This window comes from Agromyces aurantiacus, assembly GCF_016907355.1.
Classification (GTDB): domain Bacteria; phylum Actinomycetota; class Actinomycetes; order Actinomycetales; family Microbacteriaceae; genus Agromyces; species Agromyces aurantiacus.
In genome coordinates this window covers 1,557,185-1,573,885 of record NZ_JAFBBW010000001.1, presented here as the reverse complement: position 1 = coordinate 1,573,885, position 16,701 = coordinate 1,557,185, and the positions used below count along the sequence as shown (strand labels likewise).

The window sequence follows — 16,701 nt, the reverse complement described above, 5'->3', positions numbered from 1 at the left end:
CCTCACAGGAGCGGCTCGACGCGGGCCCGGATCCGAGCCGCGATCTCGTCGACCGGCTCGGTGGCGTCGACGACGACGAACCGCTCGGGCTCGGCCTCGGCGAGCGCGAGGTACGCGTCGCGGACCCGCTCGTGGAACTCCCCCGCCTCGGCCTCGAGCCGGTCGTAGCGCGTGCGCGCGCCGTCGAGCCGGCGGCGCGCGACCTCCCACGGCAGGTCGAGCAGCACCGTGAGGTCGGGCATGAGCCCCTCGGCCGCCCACTCGGAGAGCGAGCGGACCTCGCCGGCATCGAGCACGCGCCCGGCGCCCTGGTAGGCGACCGACGAGTCGAGGTAGCGGTCCTGCACGACGATCTCGCCCCGTCCGATCGCGGGGCGCACGACCGAGGCGACGTGGTGGGCGCGGTCGGCGGCGTAGAGCAGCGCTTCGGCCCGCGGTGCGATGTCGCCGCGGTGGTGCAGCACGATCTCCCGGATCTCGACGCCCACCGGTGTGCCGCCGGGCTCCCGGGTGCGCACGACGGTGCGGTCGCGGCCGACGAGCCACTGCTCGAGCAGGCTCGCCTGCGTGGACTTGCCGGAGCCGTCGCCGCCTTCGAGGGTGAGGAAGAGCCCGCGGCTCACGCGGAGCTCTTCTTCGCCGAGCGCGTGGAGGTCGCGCGCTTGGCCGGGGCCTTGGCGGTCGAGGCGCGCTTGCCGCGCGGTGCGGCCGGCCCCTTGTCGCGCTTGATCTGCAGCAGCTCGGCGGCGCGCTCGAAGGTGATCTCCTCGACCGACTCGGCGCGCGGGATGGTCGCGTTGGTCGTGCCGTCGGTCACGTACGGGCCGAACCGGCCGTCCTTCACCTTGATGGGCTTGCCGCTGACCGGGTCCTCGGGGAACTCCTTCAGCGCGCTCGACTCGCGACGCGCCCCGTACTTCGGCTGCGCGAGCAGCTCGAGCGCCCCCGGGAGGTCGATCTCGAAGATCGCATCCTCGCTCGGCAGCGTGCGCGTCTCGGCGCCCTTCTTCAGGTACGGACCGTAGCGGCCGTTCTGAGCGGTGATCTCGTCGCCCGACTCGGGGTCGACGCCGACGATCCGCGGGAGGTCGAGCAGCTTCAGCGCCGTCGCGAGGTCGACCTCCTCGGGCTGCATGCTCTTGAAGAGCGACGCGGTGCGCGGCTTGGGCGCGGCGGCCTTCTTCGCGCCGCGCTTCGGCTTGGCCGGCTCGACGACCTCGCCGGTCGCGGCGTCGACCGACGGCTCGGCGGCCTCGGGCTCGACCTCGGTCACGTACGGACCGAACCGGCCGTCCTTGACGACGACCTGCTTGCCGTTCGCGGGATTCGCGCCCAGGACGCGGTCGCCCTGCACGGGCGCCTCGATGAGCTCGCGGGCCTTGTCGGCGGTGAGCTCGTCGGGCGCGAGGTCCTCGGGCAGGTTGACGCGGCGCGGAGCGGCGTCGGGTGCGGCATCGGGCTCGACCGCCTCGAGGTACGGGCCGTACTTGCCGATGCGCAGGGTCACGCCGGGCGCGATCTCGACCGAGTTGATCTCGCGCGCGTCGATCTCGCCGAGGTTGTCGACGACCTGGCGCAGGCCCTTGTGCTTGGGGCTGCCGAAGTAGAACTCGTTGAGCCAGTCGACGCGATCGGCCTCGCCCGAGGCGATGCGGTCGAGGTCGTCCTCCATCTCGGCGGTGAAGTCGTACTCGACGAGGTCGCCGAAGTGCTCCTCGAGCAGGCGCACGACCGAGAACGCGACCCAGCTCGGCACGAGCGCCTGGCCGCGCTGCGTGACGTACCCGCGGTCGAGGATCGTGGAGATGATCGACGCGAAGGTGGACGGGCGTCCGATCCCGAGCTCTTCCAGTCGCTTGACGAGGCTCGCCTCGGTGTAGCGCGGCGGCGGGCTGGTCTCGTGGCCCTTCGCCTCGAGCTCGGCCAGCCCGACGGCCTGGCCCTCCTTCAGCGGCGGCAGCTTGGCCTCGCCCGGAGCGTCGTCGGCGTTGCGCTCCTCGTCGCGGCTCTCCTCGTACGCCGCGAGGAAGCCGCGGAACGTGATGACCGTGCCGCTCGCGGTGAACTCGGCCGTGGTCGAGGCGACCGGGGCCGACGGCGACTCGGGCGCCGGGGCGTCGGCGGCCGTCGGGCCGACCTCGATGGTCACGGTCGCGGTCTGCCCCTTGGCGTCGGCCATCTGGGACGCGACGGTGCGCTTCCAGATCAGGTCGTACAGCTTGAACTCGCTGCCGCGCAGCACGCCCTGCAGCTCGGACGGCGTGCGGAACACCTCGCCCGAGGGGCGGATGGCCTCGTGCGCCTCCTGCGCGTTCTTCGACTTGCCGGCGTAGGCGCGGGGCTTCTCGGGCACGCTGTCGGCGCCGTAGAGCTTGACGGCCTGCGCGCGCGCAGCCTGGATCGCCTGCTGCGAGAGCGACACCGAGTCGGTGCGCATATAGGTGATGTACCCGTTCTCGTAGAGCGACTGCGCGACGCGCATGGTGTCACGCGCCGAGAGCCGGAGCTTGCGCGCCGACTCCTGCTGCAGCGTCGAGGTGGTGAACGGCGCCGCCGGCCGGCGCGAGTACGGCTTCGACTCGACCCGCGAGACGCGGCGGGCGACCGTGTCGTCGCGCAGCGCCGCGGTGAGCGCATGAGCGGTCGCCTCGTCGAGCACCACGGCCTTGCCGGTCAGGCGGCCGCGGTCGTCGAAGTCGCGGCCCGTGGCCACGCGCTCGCCGCCGACGCGCACGAGCCTGGCTTCGAAGCCGGTCTCGTCGCTCGTGAACCGGCCGACGAGGTCCCAGTACCCGGCGGCGACGAAGGCGAGCCGCTCGCGCTCGCGGTCGACCACGAGACGCGTCGCCGCGGACTGCACGCGGCCGGCCGAGAGGCCCGGGCCGACCTTGCGCCAGAGCACCGGCGAGACCTCGTAGCCGTAGAGGCGGTCGAGGATGCGCCGGGTCTCCTGCGCGTCGACGAGCGCGGTGTCGAGCTCACGCGTGTGGTCCTTCGCCTTGAGGATCGCATCCTTCGTGATCTCGTGGAAGACCATGCGGCGCACGGGCACCTTGGGCTTGAGCTCCTGCAGCAGGTGCCACGCGATGGCCTCGCCCTCGCGGTCCTCATCGGTGGCGAGCAGGAGCTCGTCGGCATCCTTCAGCGCGCGCTTGAGTTCGGCGACCGTCTTCTTCTTCGAGTCGGACACCACGTAGTACGGCTCGAAGCCGTTCTCGACGTCGACCGAGAACTTGCCGAGCGAGCCCTTCTTCAGCTCGGGCGGGAGGTTCTTGGGCTCGATGAGGTCGCGGATGTGACCGACCGAGGAGAGCACCTCGTAGCCGTCGCCGAGGTACGCGGCGATCGACTTCATCTTCGTCGGCGACTCCACGATCACGAGCTTCTTCGCGCCTGGCACCGGACTCCTTATTGCTGATGACACTGGACGGGGAACGCACGACGTCGCCTCGCCCCCGAGCGGTGTGCTGAACGGTCGGCGGCATCGCGCCGACAGGCACACCATACACATTCCGGCCGTGAGCGCACCCACCGCGGGCCGAACGACCCGCGGGACGCAAGGCCCTTGCCGCGGTGGAGGAGGGGTGCAGAATGACGGCATGGACACGTCATCGGGCACCTACACCGCCAAGCTGATCGACGGACCACTCGAGGGCAAGACGGTCTCGACCGGCTTCCTCGACACCGGCGACCCGCAACCCCGGCTCGAGCTCTCGGGCGACGGCGGCAAGCGCTACGTGTACTCGCGTGGCGCGGGCCTCGAGTTCGACACCCCCGGTGACGACCGGCCGAGCGCCGTCGAGTACCGGTTCATCGAGACGGTCTTCGACTGACCGACGCGCGAGTGCGGGGCGGTCCGCTCGTCACGTCCGCCCCGCCTCGTGCCTCCGGTCTCAGACGTGCCGCTCGTCGACGCCGTCGTAGGCCGACAGCGGGCGGATGAGCGCGTTGGATGCCGCCTGCTCGATGACGTGCGCGGTCCAGCCCGTGACCCGCGAGGCGACGAAGAGCGGCGTGAACATCTCGGTGTCGAAGCCGATCAGGTGGTACGCGGGCCCCGACGGGTAGTCGAGGTTCGGGTGGATCCCCTTGCGCGCCACGAACTCGCGCTCGAGCGCGTCCGAGAGCTCCGCGACATCCGGCCGGTCGTAGTACGCGATGAGGGTGTCGAGCGCGGCCTTCATCGTCGGCACGCGCGAGTCGCCGTTCTTGTAGACGCGGTGCCCGAAGCCCATGATCTTGCGCTTCGAGGCGAGCGCCTCGTCGAGCCACGGCACGACGCGGTCGGCCGAGCCGATCTCGTCGAACACGTGCATGACCGCCTCGTTGGCTCCGCCGTGCAGGGGCCCCTTCAGCGCGCCGATCGCCCCGACGACGGCCGAGTACAGGTCGGAGAGCGTCGAGGTGATCACGCGCGCCGTGAACGTCGAGGCGTTGAACGAGTGCTCGGCGTAGAGGATCATCGACACGTCGAACGCGTCGACCACGACCGGGTCGGGCACCTCGCCGAACGCCATGTACAGGAAGTTCGCCGAGTAGTCGAGGTCGTCGCGCGGCGGCACGACGCCGAGCCCGCGACGGCGGCGCTGGTCGTAGGCGACGACCGCGGGCAGCGCCGCGAACAGGCGCTCGGCCTTGGCGAGGTTCGCCTCGGGGCTCGCATCGTCGGCGGCGGGGTCCGAGGCGCCGATCACGCTGACCGCGGTGCGCACGACGTCCATCGGATGGCACGTGGTCGGCAGCAGGTCGATCGCGGCCTTCACGTTCGGCTCCAGCGCCCGCCCCGCGCGCTCGGCGGCACGGAACGCGGCCAGCTCAGCGGCATCCGGCAGCTCGCCGTGCCAGAGGAGGTACGCGACCTCCTCGAATCGCGTGGCCGCGGCGAGCTCCTGGACCGGGTAGCCGCGGTAGAGCAGCGAGTTGGTCTCGGGGTTCACCTTCGAGATCGCCGTCGTGTCGACGACGACCCCGGCCAGGCCCTTGCGGATGTCGGGCGCCGGCGTCGGCGCGGTCGTGGCGGTGTCGGTCATGCTGGCTCGCTTTCGTCCGGCCGCCGCGCGTCAGCGCGCGACGGTGAAGTTGAAGATCGAGGTGTCGAAGTGGTTGTAGCCCTCGTAGTCGATGAGCTCGTACAGGTCGGCGCGGTGCTGCATCTCGGGAAGCAGCCGCGTGAGCGCACCGGCCTCCGTCAGTTCGTCCAGACCGCGGCCGGCGGCGCCCATCGCGATGCGCAGCAGCGAGACCGGCCAGATCACGATGTTCATGCCCACCTCGGCCAGTTGCTGCACGGTGAACAGGTCGCTCTTGCCGAACTCGGTCATGTTGGCGAGCAGCGGCACGTCGACCGCGGCGCGGATCGCGGCGAACTCCTCGAGCGAGGCCATCGCCTCGGGGAAGATCGCGTCGGCGCCGGCATCGACGAGCTTCTTGGCCCGGTCGACGGCGGCGTCGAGCCCGTCGACGGCACGGATGTCGGTCCGCGCCATGATCAGGAAGTTCTCGTCGCGCCGCGCATCGACCGCCGCGGCGATGCGCTGCAGCGCCGTGTGCTCGTCGACGACCTGCTTGCCGTCGAGGTGGCCGCACCGCTTCGGGTTGACCTGGTCCTCGATGTGCAGGCCCGCGAGGCCGGCGTCCTCCATCTCCTGGATGGTGCGAGCGACGTTCATGGGCTCGCCGAAGCCCGTGTCGGCGTCGACGATCGCGGGCAGCTCGGTCATCCGCGCGATCTGCTTCGCACGACCGGCGACCTCGGAGAGTGTCGTCAGGCCGATGTCGGGCAGGCCGAGGTCGGCCGAGAGCACGGCGCCCGAGATGTACACGCCCTCGAAGCCCTTGCGCTCGATGAGCCGCGCCGAGAGCGGGTTGAACGCGCCGGGGAAGCGCAGCAGTTCGCCGGTCGCGAGGCGCTCGCGGAAGCGCCGGCGCTTCTCGTGCGCGGGGGTCTGTGCGTACAGCATGGGGTCCTCCTAGAAGATGCCGTGCGGGGTCGGGACCGAGGCGAGCACGCCCGGCGCGGCGACGATGGTGAGGTGGTCGAGCTCGTCGGCGGTCAGCAGCGGCAGGCGCTGCGCGACCTCGAGGAATCGGTCGATCTCTGCGGGTTCGAGCACGTCGGCGGCGAGCGTGCGGAACTTCTGCACGTACTGCTCGCGGCCGAAGGGCCGGGCGCCGAGCGGGTGCGCGTCGGCGACGGCGATCTCGTCGACGATGGTCTCGCCGTCCTCGAGCGTGATGACGACGCGACCGCCGAACGCCTTCTCGGCGATGTCGAGTGCGTGGTAGCGGCGCGTCCACTCCGGGTCCTCGACCGTGGTGACCTTGCGCCAGAGCTCGACCGTATCGGGGCGCCCGGCGCGCTCGGGCGCATAGGAGTGGGCGTGGTGCCAGGTGCCGTCCTGCAGCGCCACCGTGAAGATGTACGGGATGGAGTGGTCGAGCGTCTCGCGCGAGGCCGTGGGGTCGTACTTCTGCGGGTCGTTCGCGCCCGAGCCGATCACGACGTGCGTGTGGTGCGAGGTCTGGATGACGACGCTCGCGATGCGCGTCGGGTCCTCGACGAGCTCGGGGTGCTCGTGGTGGAGCTTGCGGGCCAGGTCGATCCAGGCCTGCGCCTGGTACTCGGCCGAGTGCTCCTTGGTGTAGGTGTCGAGGATGGCGCGCTTGGCCTCGCCCGCGTCGGGCAGCGGCACGTCGTACGCGGCATCCGGGCCGTCGAGCAGCCACGCGATCACGCCGTCCTCGCCCTCGTAGACCGGGGTCGGGCTGGTCTCGCCGCGCATGGCGCGGTCGACGGCCTCGACCGCCATCTTCCCGGCGAACGCCGGGGCGTGCGCCTTCCACGTCGAGATCTCGCCCTTGCGCGACTGTCGGGTCGCGGTGGTCGTGTGCAGGGCCTGGCCGATGGCCTGGAAGATCGTCTCGACGTCGAGGCCGAGGAGCGTGCCGATGCCCGCCGCGGCCGACGGGCCGAGGTGCGCGACGTGATCGATCTTGTGCTTGTGCAGCGAGATCGCCTTCACGAGGTCGACCTGGATCTCGTAGCCGGTCGCGATGCCGCGAACGAGCTCGCGCCCGGTCAGCCCGCGACGGACCGCGAGGTGCTGGGCGACGGCCGTGATCGGCGGGATGTTGTCGCCGGGGTGCGAGTACTCGGCCGCGAGGAACGTGTCGTGGAAGTCGAGCTCGCGCACGGCGACGCCGTTCGCCCAGGCCGCCCACTCGGGGCTCGTGCGCCGTGAGGCGTCGGCGCCGAACACGGTCGCGCCGTCGCCGCCGATCGAGACCGGGTGCGACAGCGCCTGGCTGCGCGCGGCCACGACGGGGCGGCGCGTGAGCGAGGCCGCGGCGACGGCGGCGTTGTCGATGACGCGGTTCACGACCATGTCGGCGACCTCGTCGGTCACCTCGACGGGGTCGGCCGCGACCTCGGCGATCTTCCAGGCGAGCTGGTCCTCGCGCGCGAGGTTCTCGTCGCTGCGGTGAACACGCACGTGGTGGAGTTGCACGGTGGGACCTTCCGTTCCTAGGTGAGGCTCGCCGAGGTGGCGAGGGCGTTCGTGAGGCTCATGTGCAGGTGCACGTGGGTGGCGTGGGAGGCGAGCTCGGCATCGCGCGCGAGGATCGCCTCGACGATGAGCAGGTGCTCGCCGGCCGCGGCGCGCAGCCGCTCGGGATTGTGCCGCGACAGGCGCCGGATGCGGGCGGAGTGCAGCTGGACGCTGCGCAGCGCCGAAGCGAGGAACGGGTTGGCGACCGCGGCCTCGATCGCGTCGTCGAGGTCGTCGACGATCGCGAAGTACGCGACGAGGCCCTGCTCGCCCTGGGCCAGGAGCTGCGGCGCCTCGCGCAGACGGTTGCGGATCGCGAGGAACGGCGCGTCGTCGTGCCGCTGGGCCGCCAGGCCGGCGGCCTTCGCCTCGAGCGCCTCGCGGAGCTCGTACAGCGAGACGATGTCGTCGCGCGAGACCGCGGTCACGATCGTGCCGCGCCCGTTCGCCTCGACGAGGCCGTCGGCGGCCAGCTGGCGCAGGGCTTCGCGGACCGGCGTGCGGCTCACGCCGAGGCGCGTCGACTGCTCGACCTCCTGCAGCACCGTGCCGGGCTCGAGCGTGCCGTCGAGGATCTCGGCCCGGAGGGTGCGGTAGGCACGGTCACCGGCTCGCATGCTGCCCTCCTTCGACGTCGTCATCCGGAGTCATGTATACACGGATGGCGCGGCGTCCACAATTCTTGCAGCATTTTGCCACTTGGGTTGGCAGGATCCGCGTTCTGTGTATACATTGGGTGCACCCCGCGCCAGAGCCGGCACGGGATCGACCGCACGTCCCGAGGCAGTGGCACCGTCGCCGTCCTCGGTGGGGAGGAACGGGCATGGGCACGACCGCGGAGCGCACGTACGCGAACGAGTACCGGCGCAGCATGGAGCAGCCGGAGGAGTTCTGGCTCGAGGCATCCGGACTCGTCGACTGGGTGACGCCGCCGACGCGGGCGCTCGACGACCATGCCGCGCCGATCTACCGCTGGTTCCCCGACGGCGCGCTCAACCTCAGCGCCAACGCGCTCGACCGCTGGGTCGAGGCCGGGCGCGGCGACCAGGTCGCGCTCGCCTACGACTCGGCGATGACCGGCTCGAAGCGCACGTTCACGTATGCGGAGCTGCTGCACGAGGTGTCGCTGTTCGCGGGCGTGCTGCGCCGCAACGGCGTCGAGCGCGGCGACCGCGTCGCGATCTACCTGCCGATGACGCCCGAGGCCGTCATCGCGATGCTCGCCTGCGCGCGCATCGGCGCCGTGCACTCGGTGGTCTTCGGCGGGTTCGCCGCCAACGAGCTCGCCGTGCGCATCCAGGACGCGCAGCCCAAGGTCATCGTCACCTCGTCGGGGGGCCTCGAGCCCGGGCGCGCGGTGGAGTACCTGCCGATCATCGAGAAGGCGCTCGCCATGATCGTCGGCGACCGCTCCGTGACCGACGCCGCGACCGCCTCGATCTCGGTGGTCTCCGAGGACGAGCTCAGCGTCGAGACCGTGATCGTGCGCGACCGCGACGCCGTGCCCGGCGACGCGGCCCGGTTCGACGGGCGCGTGGGCGTGCGCTGGGTCGACTGGGCCGCCGAACTGGAGCGCGCCGAACCGGTCGGGCCCGTCGAGCTCGCCGCGACCGACCCGCTCTACATCCTCTACACGTCGGGCACGACGGGCACGCCGAAGGGCGTCGTGCGCGACCACGGCGGCTACGCGGTCGCGCTCGCCTGGTCGATGCGGAACATCTACGACATCCACCCGGGCGACGTCATGTGGACCGCCTCCGACGTCGGATGGGTCGTCGGCCACAGCTACATCGTCTACGGCCCGCTCCTCGCGGGCGCGACGACCGTGCTCTACGAGGGCAAGCCGATCGGCACGCCCGATGCGGGCGCGTTCTGGCGCATGGTCGAGGAGTACCGCGTGAAGGTGCTGTTCTCGGCACCCACGGCGGTGCGCGCCATCCGTCGCGAGGACCCGGCGCTGGAGCACCTGGCCCGCTACGACACCTCGAGCCTCGAGGCGCTGTTCCTCGCCGGCGAGCGCCTCGACACCGAGACGTACCACTGGATCAACGACGCGATGCACTGCCCCGTGATCGACCACTGGTGGCAGACCGAGACGGGCTGGGCGATCGCCGCCAACCCGCGCGGCATCGAGCCGCTGCCGGTCAAGCCCGGCTCCCCCACCGTTCCCGTGCCCGGCTACTGCATCGCGATCGTCGACGGAAAGGGCCGCCCGGTGCCCACCGGCACCGAGGGCAACATCGTGCTCGAGCTGCCGCTGCCGCCCGGCAGCCTGCCCACGCTCTGGGGCGGCGACGAGACGTACGTGTCGTCGTACCTCACGGCGTTCCCCGGGCACTACGCCACCGGCGACTCCGGGTACCTCGACGAGGACGGCTACGTCTACGTCATGGGCCGCACCGACGACGTCATCAACGTCGCGGGGCATCGGCTCTCGACGGGCGGGCTCGAGGAGGCGATCAACCACCACCCGGCGATCGCCGAGGTCGCCGTGATCGGCATCAGGGACGAGCTGAAGGGCCAGCGCGCCGCCGGGTTCGTGACCCTCAAGCACGGCACGGTCGTCGACCACGACGTGCTCGTGACCGAGCTCGTCGCCCTCGTGCGCGAGACCGTCGGCCCCGTCGCCGCGTTCCGCGACGTCACCGTGCTCGAGCGCCTGCCGAAGACGAGGTCGGGTAAGATCCTGCGCAAGACCATGCGGCAGATCGCCGACGGCGAGCGGTACAAGGTCCCGCCGACGATCGAGGACCCGACGGTGCTGACGGCACTCGAGGCGGCGCTCGGGCGATAGTCCGGGTCCGCCGTCGCGGCGGCCGCCCACCTGCTCGCGCCTTCCCCGGGGCGGCATGCGCCGCCCCCGGGCGACGACCTCTGCCGTCCGCCCGCGGCCTCCCGCCCGCACTCGCGCACGCCGTCGCCTCACGCGGGTCGCCCGCGCCGGCCGCCCGCACTCGCGCACGCCGTCGCCTCACGCGGCTCGCCCGCGGCCTCCCGCCCGCGCGCCCGCGGCGTCTACCGGCGCCATCCAGCCGGACCGGGATGGTTTCCAGATGGCTCGTTTGAGTCCGGCCTCATATGAGGCCGCGTTCCAACGACCCAGCCGGACACGGTCGGGGATTCCAGATGGCTCATCTCAGCCCGGCCTCATATGAGGCCGCGTTCAAACGAGCCAGCCGGAGACGGTCGGGGGTTCCAGATGACTCATCTCAGTCCGGCCTCATATGAGGCCGTGTTCCAACGACCCAGCCGGACACGGTCGGGGATTCCAGATGGCTCATCTCAGCCCGGCCTCATATGAGGCCGGGTTCAAACGGGCCAGCCGGAGAAACAGTCGCCGACCGAGCGGGCGGAAGGAGCCATCCGCGCGTGCGGGGTGTGCAGGAGCGTCACCGGCTTGCAGGACGCACGCCGTGATCCGCTCCTGGATCCCGCGATCGCCTGTGATCCGCGAGGGCCGCCCAGGGCACACGGGCCGGCAAGCCCGCGGCATCCGCGGGACGAAGGACCCCACAGCCGCGTCATCCGCGGTGCCTATCCTCCTCCCATGGAGGCGATGACGCCGTCGTCGACGCGCTGGGCCGCGATTCCGAAGGATGTCGCGGCGCTCCGGGTGCGGCCGAACCTCGTGGACTACGACGCGGAGCGCGCCGCGTTCTCGTGGGAGGAGGCGCGCCGCGCGCTCGACGGCCTGCCCGGCCGCGGCCTCAACATCGCGCACGAGGCGGTCGACCGCCATGCGGCCGGCCCGCTCGCCGACCGCGAGGCGCTGCGCTTCGTGCGCGCCGACGGCACGACGCGTTCGCTGACCTACCGCGTGCTCGCCCGCGAGGCGGCACGCTTCGCGAACGTGCTGGCCGCGCTCGGCGTCGAACCCGGCGAGCGCGTGTACTCGCTGCTCGGCCGCACGCCCGAGCTCTACGCCGCCGTGCTCGGCACGCTCAAGCACGGCGCCGTGTTCTGCCCGCTGTTCTCCGCGTTCGGTCCCGAGCCCGTGCGACAGCGCCTGCAGATCGGGTCGGGGCGCGTGCTCGTGACCACGCGCGCGTTCCATCGCCGCAAGGTCGCGCCGATCCGCGACGAGCTGCCGGCGCTCCGCCACGTGCTCCTGGTCGATGCGGATGGCGCGCCCGACCCGGGCACGCTCGACCTCGCGGCGCTGCTCGCCGACGCATCCGACACCGCCCCCACCGCGCACACCGGGCCGGAGGACATGGCCCTGCTGCACTTCACGAGCGGCACCACGGGGCGGCCGAAGGGTGCCATCCACGTGCACGACGCGGTCACCGCGCACTACGCGACCGGCCGCTTCGCACTCGACCTGCACCCCGACGACGTGTACTGGTGCACGGCCGACCCGGGTTGGGTCACCGGCACCTCGTACGGCATCATCGCGCCGCTCGTGCACGGCGTGACCGCGATCGTCGACGAGGAGGAGATGGACGCCGAGCGCTGGTACCGGATCCTCGAGGAACAGCGCGTGAGCGTCTGGTACACCGCGCCGACCGCGCTGCGCATGCTCATGAAGGCCGGCGCCGAGCGCGCGACCGGCCACGACCTCTCGGCGCTGCGCTTCGTCGCGAGCGTCGGCGAGCCGCTCAATCCGGAGGTCGTCGTCTGGGGGGAGGAGGCGTTCGGCCTGCCCGTGCACGACAACTGGTGGCAGACCGAGACCGGCGGGATCATGATCTCGAACTACCCGGCGATGGAGATCCGGCCCGGGTCGATGGGCCGCCCGCTCCCCGGCATCGAGGCCGCGGTGGTCGCACGCGACGAGACGGGCGCGCCCGTGATCGGCGATGACGGGCACGCGGTGCTCTGCGAGGCGGATGCCACGGGCGAGCTCGCCCTGCGGCCCGGCTGGCCGTCGATGTTCCGCGGCTACCTCGACGAGGACGAGCGCTACCGCCGGTGCTTCGCCGGGGGCTGGTACCTGACCGGCGACCTCGCGCGGCGCGACGCCGACGGCTACTTCTGGTTCGTCGGACGCGGCGACGACGTCATCAAGTCGTCGGGGCACCTGATCGGCCCGTTCGAGGTCGAGAGCTGCCTCATGGAGCACGAGGCGGTCGCCGAGGCCGCCGCGATCGGCGTGCCCGACCCGGTCGCGGGCGAGGTCGTGAAGGCGTTCGTCGAGCTGAAGCCCGGCCACGAGCCGTCCGACGCCCTGCGCCTCGAGCTCATCGGCTTCGCGCGCAAGCGGCTCGGTGCGGCGGTCGCGCCGCGACTGCTCGACTTCGCGGCCGCACTGCCGAAGACGCGCAGCGGCAAGATCCTGCGCCGCCTGCTCAAGGCCCGCGAGCTCGGGCTGCCCGAGGGCGACACCTCGACCCTGGAGGCCGGGCGATGAACGACGAGGAACGCGCGCGCGCCATCGAGGGGCACCCCGACCGGGCGCTCGATCTGCTCCGGCGGATGATCCGGGTGCGCCGCCTGGAGGAACGCTGCGTCGAGCTGTACTCGGCGACGAAGATCCGGGGGTTCCTGCACGTGTACATCGGCGAGGAGGCGGTCGCGGCGGGCGTCATGTCGGTGCTCGGGCCGGATGACGCGGTCGTCGCCACGTACCGCGAGCACGGGCACGCGCTGCTGCGCGGCGTCTCGGCCGAGTCGATCATGGCCGAGATGTTCGGCCGCGCCGAGGGGTGCTGCCGCGGCCGCGGCGGATCGATGCACCTGTTCGACGCGGCGACCCGGTTCTACGGCGGCAACGCGATCGTCGCCGGCGGGCTGCCGCTCGCCGTGGGGCTGGCGCTCGCCGACAAGCTGGCCGGCCGCGATCGGGTGACCGCCTGCTTCTTCGGCGAGGGCGCCATCGCCGAGGGCGAGTTCCACGAGAGCATGAACCTGGCGGCGCTCTGGGACCTGCCCGTGCTGTTCTGCTGCGAGAACAACCTCTACGCCATGGGCACCGCGCTCGAGCGCTCCGAGTCGCAGACCGACCTCGCGCTCAAGGCCGCCGCCTACGAGATCCCGTCGTGGGCCGTCGACGGGATGGACGCGATCGCCGTCGAGGACGCCGCACGGCGCGCCGCCGAGGCCATGCGGGCGGGCGGGGGACCGCACTTCCTCGAACTGCGCACCTACCGGTTCCGCGCCCACTCGATGTTCGACCCCGAGCGCTACCGCGACAAGGTCGAGGTCGAGCACTGGATGGAGCGGGACCCGATCCGACTCCTGCAGGGCGCACTCGAGGCATCCGGCCGGCTCGACGCCGACGCGCTCGCGAGCATCGAGCGCGAGGTCGCCGCCGAGATGGACGCCGCGGTCGCGTTCGCCGAGGCCGGCACGCCCGAACCCGTCGAGGAGCTGACCCGCTTCGTGACCTCGGAGCGAGCGGGGGCGACGCCGTGAAGACCACCTACCGCGAGGCGATGCGCGCCGCGATGCGCGATGCGCTGCAGCGCGACGAGCGCGTGTTCCTCATGGGCGAGGACGTCGGCCGCTACGGCGGCGGCTTCGCCGTCAGCCTCGGCCTGCTCGAGGAATTCGGGCCGCGGCGGATCCGCGACACCCCGCTCTCCGAGGCCGCGTTCGTCGGCGCGGGCATCGGCGCCGCGCTCGGCGGCATGCGCCCGATCGTCGAGGTCATGACGGTCAACTTCAGCCTGCTCGCGCTCGACCAGATCGTGAACAACGCCGCGACGCTGCTGCACATGTCGGGCGGCCAGTTCAACGTGCCGCTCGTGATCCGCATGACGACGGGCGGCGGGCGCCAGCTCGCGGCGCAGCACTCGCACAGCCTCGAGGGCTGGCTCGCTCACATCCCCGGGCTGCGGATCCTCGCCCCGGCCACGCTCGAGGATGCGCGAGGCATGCTCTGGACCGCGCTCGAGGATCCCGACCCCGTGCTGATCTTCGAGCACGGCTCGCTCTACAACGTGCAGGGCGAGATCGCGGATGACGCGGGGCCCGTCGACATCGACACCGCCGCCGTGCGACGCCCCGGCGCCGACGTCTCGCTCATCACGTACGGCGGAACGCTGCCGACCGCGCTCGAGGCCGCCGAGGCGCTCGCGTCGGACGGGATCGACGCCGAGGTGCTCGACCTGCGCACGCTGCGGCCGCTCGACGACGCCGCGATCCTCGCGACCGTCGCGAAGACGCATCGCGCCGTGGTCGTCGACGAGGGATGGCGCAGCGGCAGCCTCTCGGCGGAGGTCAGCGCCCGCATCACCGAATCCGCCTTCTACGACCTCGACGCACCGGTCGGCCGCGTGTGCAGCGAGGAGGTGCCCATCCCCTACGCCAGGCACCTCGAAGAGGCCGCACTGCCGTCGGTCGCGCGTGTCGTCGCGGCGGCGCGGGAGGCGGTGGGCGCCCGTGCCTGAGCTGCGCATGCCCTCGCTCGGGGCCGACATGGAGCGCGGGAAGGTCATCGAGTGGCTCGTGCATCCCGGCGACTACGTGCACCGGGGCGATCTCGTCGCCGAGGTCGACACCGAGAAGACCGTGATGGAGATCGAGTCGTTCGAGGAGGGCGTGCTCGCCGAGTACCTCGTCGACCTGGGCGAGACCGTCCCGGTCGGCACGCCCATCGCGCGGATGACGGGGACGCCCGCGGACGTCGCGCCGACGCCGTCGACACCACAGACGCAACCGTCACCGCCCGCGCCCGTACCGCCGGCACCGCCGGCCCGCGAGGTCGCGGCGACGCCCGGCGCGCCCGGAGCCGGACCGCTGGCCCGTCACGTCGCGCACCGGCTCGGGGTCGACGTGGACCGGGTCCACGGCACCGGCCCGGGCGGCGCGGTCACGCCCGCCGACGTCGAGGCGGCGGCCGCCGCCGGTGCGCGCGGGCGGGTGCCGGCCGAGGGCGCGCGCGAGGCCGCGGCCGCCGCGCGCGAGGCCGCGATCGCCGGGCCGACCCCGACGTCCCGCCCGAGCCCGCCACCCGGGGCGCCCTCGGCGGCCGGCGCACGTATCCGCTCCTCGCCGCGGGCCAGGCGGCTCGCGGCGGAGCTCGGCGTCGACCTCGCATCGGTCGCCGGCACCGGGCCGGACGGCGCCGTGACCGATGCCGACGTGCGCCGGGCGGCGGAGGCCGGCGGCGCCCAGGCACGTGCGGCCGCGCCGACCCGGCCGGCCGAGGCCGTCCCGGAGGGCGCCGCCGCCGGGGCGCCCACGCATCCGCGGAGGAAGCGGCGGCCGCACGGCGAGCGGCCCGAGCCGGCCGCGACCGCGGCCGCGCCGCCCGAGCACGGGCGCGCCGAGCCCACCGGCGCCGCCGAGCGCATCGCGAGCCTGCGCCGCGCCGTGGGCGCGCTCATGGCGCGATCCAAGCGCGAGATCCCGCACTACTACCTCAGTACGACCATCGACCTCGACCGGTCGCTCGAGTGGATGCGCGAGGCGAACGCCGGTCGGCCGCTGTCGGAACGGCTCGTGCCCGCCGCGCTGCTCCTCGCCGCGAGCGCCCGCGCCGCGAAGGACGTGCCCGAGATGAACGGGTTCTTCGTCGACGGCGGCTTCAGGCCGAGCGAGGCGGTGCACCTCGGCGTCGCGGTCGCCCTCCGCGGCGGCGGCCTGGTCGCCCCGGCCATCCACGACGCCGACCGGCTCTCGCCCGACGAGCTCATGGCGGCGTTGCGCGACCTCGTGGCCCGCGCGCGGGCCGGGCGCCTGCGGAGGGCCGAGATGACGGACCCCACGATCACGGTCACCAACCTCGGCGACCTCGGCGTCGAGTCCGTCTTCGGCGTGATCTATGCGCCGCAGGTCGCGCTCGTGGGGTTCGGGCGCGTCGTCGAGCAACCCTGGGCGACGGGCGGGCTGATCGGGGTGCGGCCCGCCGTCACGGCGACGCTCTCGGCCGACCACCGCGTGACCGACGGGCTGCGCGGCGGACGGTACCTCGCCCGCGTCGACGAACTGCTGCAGAAGCCGGAGGAACTGTGAACGACACCGATGCCCGGGCGGCCGTGCTGGCCGCGCTGCGGGAGGTCGCGCCGGATGTCGAGATCGAGGACCTCGACACCGCGTCGCGGCTGCGGCAGGACCTCGAGCTCGACTCGCTCGACTTCCTCCGCCTGCTCGAGCTGCTCGCCGACTCGACCGGCGTCTCGACGCCGGAGGAGGACTACGCGGGCCTGACCACCGTGCAGGCGCTCATCGACTACGTCGCGGCGCGCGGGTGACCGACCGTCGCGCT

The 16,701-nt window shown here is 72.6% G+C and carries 13 protein-coding genes; 7 read left to right on the top strand and 6 right to left on the bottom strand.

The window, feature by feature from the left end:
* Positions 1-2 precede the first annotated feature (2 nt).
* Positions 3-623 (bottom strand): dTMP kinase, encoded by a 621-nt coding sequence (gene tmk, locus JOD46_RS07470; RefSeq protein ID WP_204392991.1) that lies wholly within the window; start codon positions 621-623, stop codon positions 3-5.
* Positions 620-3,400 carry a type I DNA topoisomerase gene (topA, locus tag JOD46_RS07465; RefSeq protein WP_204392989.1) on the bottom strand — a complete coding sequence of 927 codons (2,781 nt, stop codon included), beginning with the start codon at positions 3,398-3,400 and terminating at the stop codon, positions 620-622. Before topA ends, tmk begins: the two co-directional genes overlap by 4 nt.
* Positions 3,401-3,599: 199 nt before the next feature.
* On the opposite strand from topA, the gene JOD46_RS07460 reads away from it, so the two are divergent.
* Positions 3,600-3,833, top strand: a complete 234-nt coding sequence (locus tag JOD46_RS07460) for a hypothetical protein (protein WP_204392988.1) — start codon at positions 3,600-3,602, stop codon at positions 3,831-3,833.
* 60 nt (positions 3,834-3,893) lie between these two features.
* Here the strand turns inward: JOD46_RS07460 and JOD46_RS07455 are convergent, their stop codons facing one another.
* From JOD46_RS07455 to JOD46_RS07440, 4 genes are read right to left on the bottom strand one after another with little or no spacing between them, the layout of a single operon-like run.
* On the bottom strand, positions 3,894-5,030 hold the full coding sequence (locus JOD46_RS07455; protein ID WP_204392987.1) for a bifunctional 2-methylcitrate synthase/citrate synthase: 1,137 nt from the start codon (positions 5,028-5,030) through the stop codon (positions 3,894-3,896).
* 30 nt (positions 5,031-5,060) lie between these two features.
* Positions 5,061-5,960, bottom strand: a complete 900-nt coding sequence (gene prpB, locus JOD46_RS07450; RefSeq protein WP_204392986.1) for a methylisocitrate lyase — start codon at positions 5,958-5,960, stop codon at positions 5,061-5,063.
* Between the two features lie 9 nt (positions 5,961-5,969).
* Positions 5,970-7,508, bottom strand: a complete 1,539-nt coding sequence (locus JOD46_RS07445) for an MmgE/PrpD family protein (RefSeq protein ID WP_204392984.1) — start codon at positions 7,506-7,508, stop codon at positions 5,970-5,972.
* 17 nt (positions 7,509-7,525) lie between these two features.
* On the bottom strand, positions 7,526-8,167 hold the full coding sequence (locus JOD46_RS07440) for a GntR family transcriptional regulator (protein ID WP_204392982.1): 642 nt from the start codon (positions 8,165-8,167) through the stop codon (positions 7,526-7,528).
* Positions 8,168-8,373: 206 nt separating this feature from the next.
* Between JOD46_RS07440 and JOD46_RS07435 the strand changes: the two genes are divergently transcribed.
* The 6 genes from JOD46_RS07435 to JOD46_RS07410 all read left to right on the top strand — a co-directional run bounded on the left by JOD46_RS07435 (position 8,374) and on the right by JOD46_RS07410 (position 16,687).
* Positions 8,374-10,344 (top strand): AMP-binding protein, encoded by a 1,971-nt coding sequence (locus tag JOD46_RS07435; protein ID WP_204392980.1) that lies wholly within the window; start codon positions 8,374-8,376, stop codon positions 10,342-10,344.
* A gap of 753 nt (positions 10,345-11,097) precedes the next feature.
* Positions 11,098-12,900 (top strand): acetate--CoA ligase, encoded by a 1,803-nt coding sequence (gene acsA, locus JOD46_RS07430; RefSeq protein ID WP_204392978.1) that lies wholly within the window; start codon positions 11,098-11,100, stop codon positions 12,898-12,900.
* Positions 12,897-13,904: a pyruvate dehydrogenase (acetyl-transferring) E1 component subunit alpha gene (pdhA, locus tag JOD46_RS07425; RefSeq protein WP_204392976.1), complete on the top strand. Its 1,008-nt coding sequence runs from the start codon at positions 12,897-12,899 to the stop codon at positions 13,902-13,904. The genes acsA and pdhA overlap by 4 nt, the downstream gene beginning before the upstream one ends.
* On the top strand, positions 13,901-14,881 hold the full coding sequence (locus tag JOD46_RS07420; RefSeq protein ID WP_204392973.1) for an alpha-ketoacid dehydrogenase subunit beta: 981 nt from the start codon (positions 13,901-13,903) through the stop codon (positions 14,879-14,881). The genes pdhA and JOD46_RS07420 overlap by 4 nt, the downstream gene beginning before the upstream one ends.
* Complete coding sequence (locus JOD46_RS07415) at positions 14,874-16,448, top strand: dihydrolipoamide acetyltransferase family protein (RefSeq protein ID WP_204392971.1); 1,575 nt, start codon at positions 14,874-14,876, stop codon at positions 16,446-16,448. The genes JOD46_RS07420 and JOD46_RS07415 overlap by 8 nt, the downstream gene beginning before the upstream one ends.
* A complete protein-coding gene (locus JOD46_RS07410; RefSeq protein WP_204392969.1) occupies positions 16,445-16,687 on the top strand; it encodes a phosphopantetheine-binding protein in 243 nt (80 codons plus the stop codon). Before JOD46_RS07415 ends, JOD46_RS07410 begins: the two co-directional genes overlap by 4 nt.
* Positions 16,688-16,701: the final 14 nt, after the last annotated feature.

Bases quoted from the DNA above. Each gene is read 5' to 3' on its own strand.
- JOD46_RS07460 (WP_204392988.1), top strand. From the start codon at position 3,600: ATGGACACGTCATCGGGCACCTACACCGCCAAGCTGATCGACGGACCA.
- JOD46_RS07455 (WP_204392987.1), bottom strand. From the start codon at position 5,030: ATGACCGACACCGCCACGACCGCGCCGACGCCGGCGCCCGACATCCGC.
- prpB (WP_204392986.1), bottom strand. From the start codon at position 5,960: ATGCTGTACGCACAGACCCCCGCGCACGAGAAGCGCCGGCGCTTCCGC.
- JOD46_RS07440 (WP_204392982.1), bottom strand. From the start codon at position 8,167: ATGCGAGCCGGTGACCGTGCCTACCGCACCCTCCGGGCCGAGATCCTC.
- JOD46_RS07435 (WP_204392980.1), top strand. From the start codon at position 8,374: ATGGGCACGACCGCGGAGCGCACGTACGCGAACGAGTACCGGCGCAGC.
- acsA (WP_204392978.1), top strand. From the start codon at position 11,098: ATGGAGGCGATGACGCCGTCGTCGACGCGCTGGGCCGCGATTCCGAAG.
- pdhA (WP_204392976.1), top strand. From the start codon at position 12,897: ATGAACGACGAGGAACGCGCGCGCGCCATCGAGGGGCACCCCGACCGG.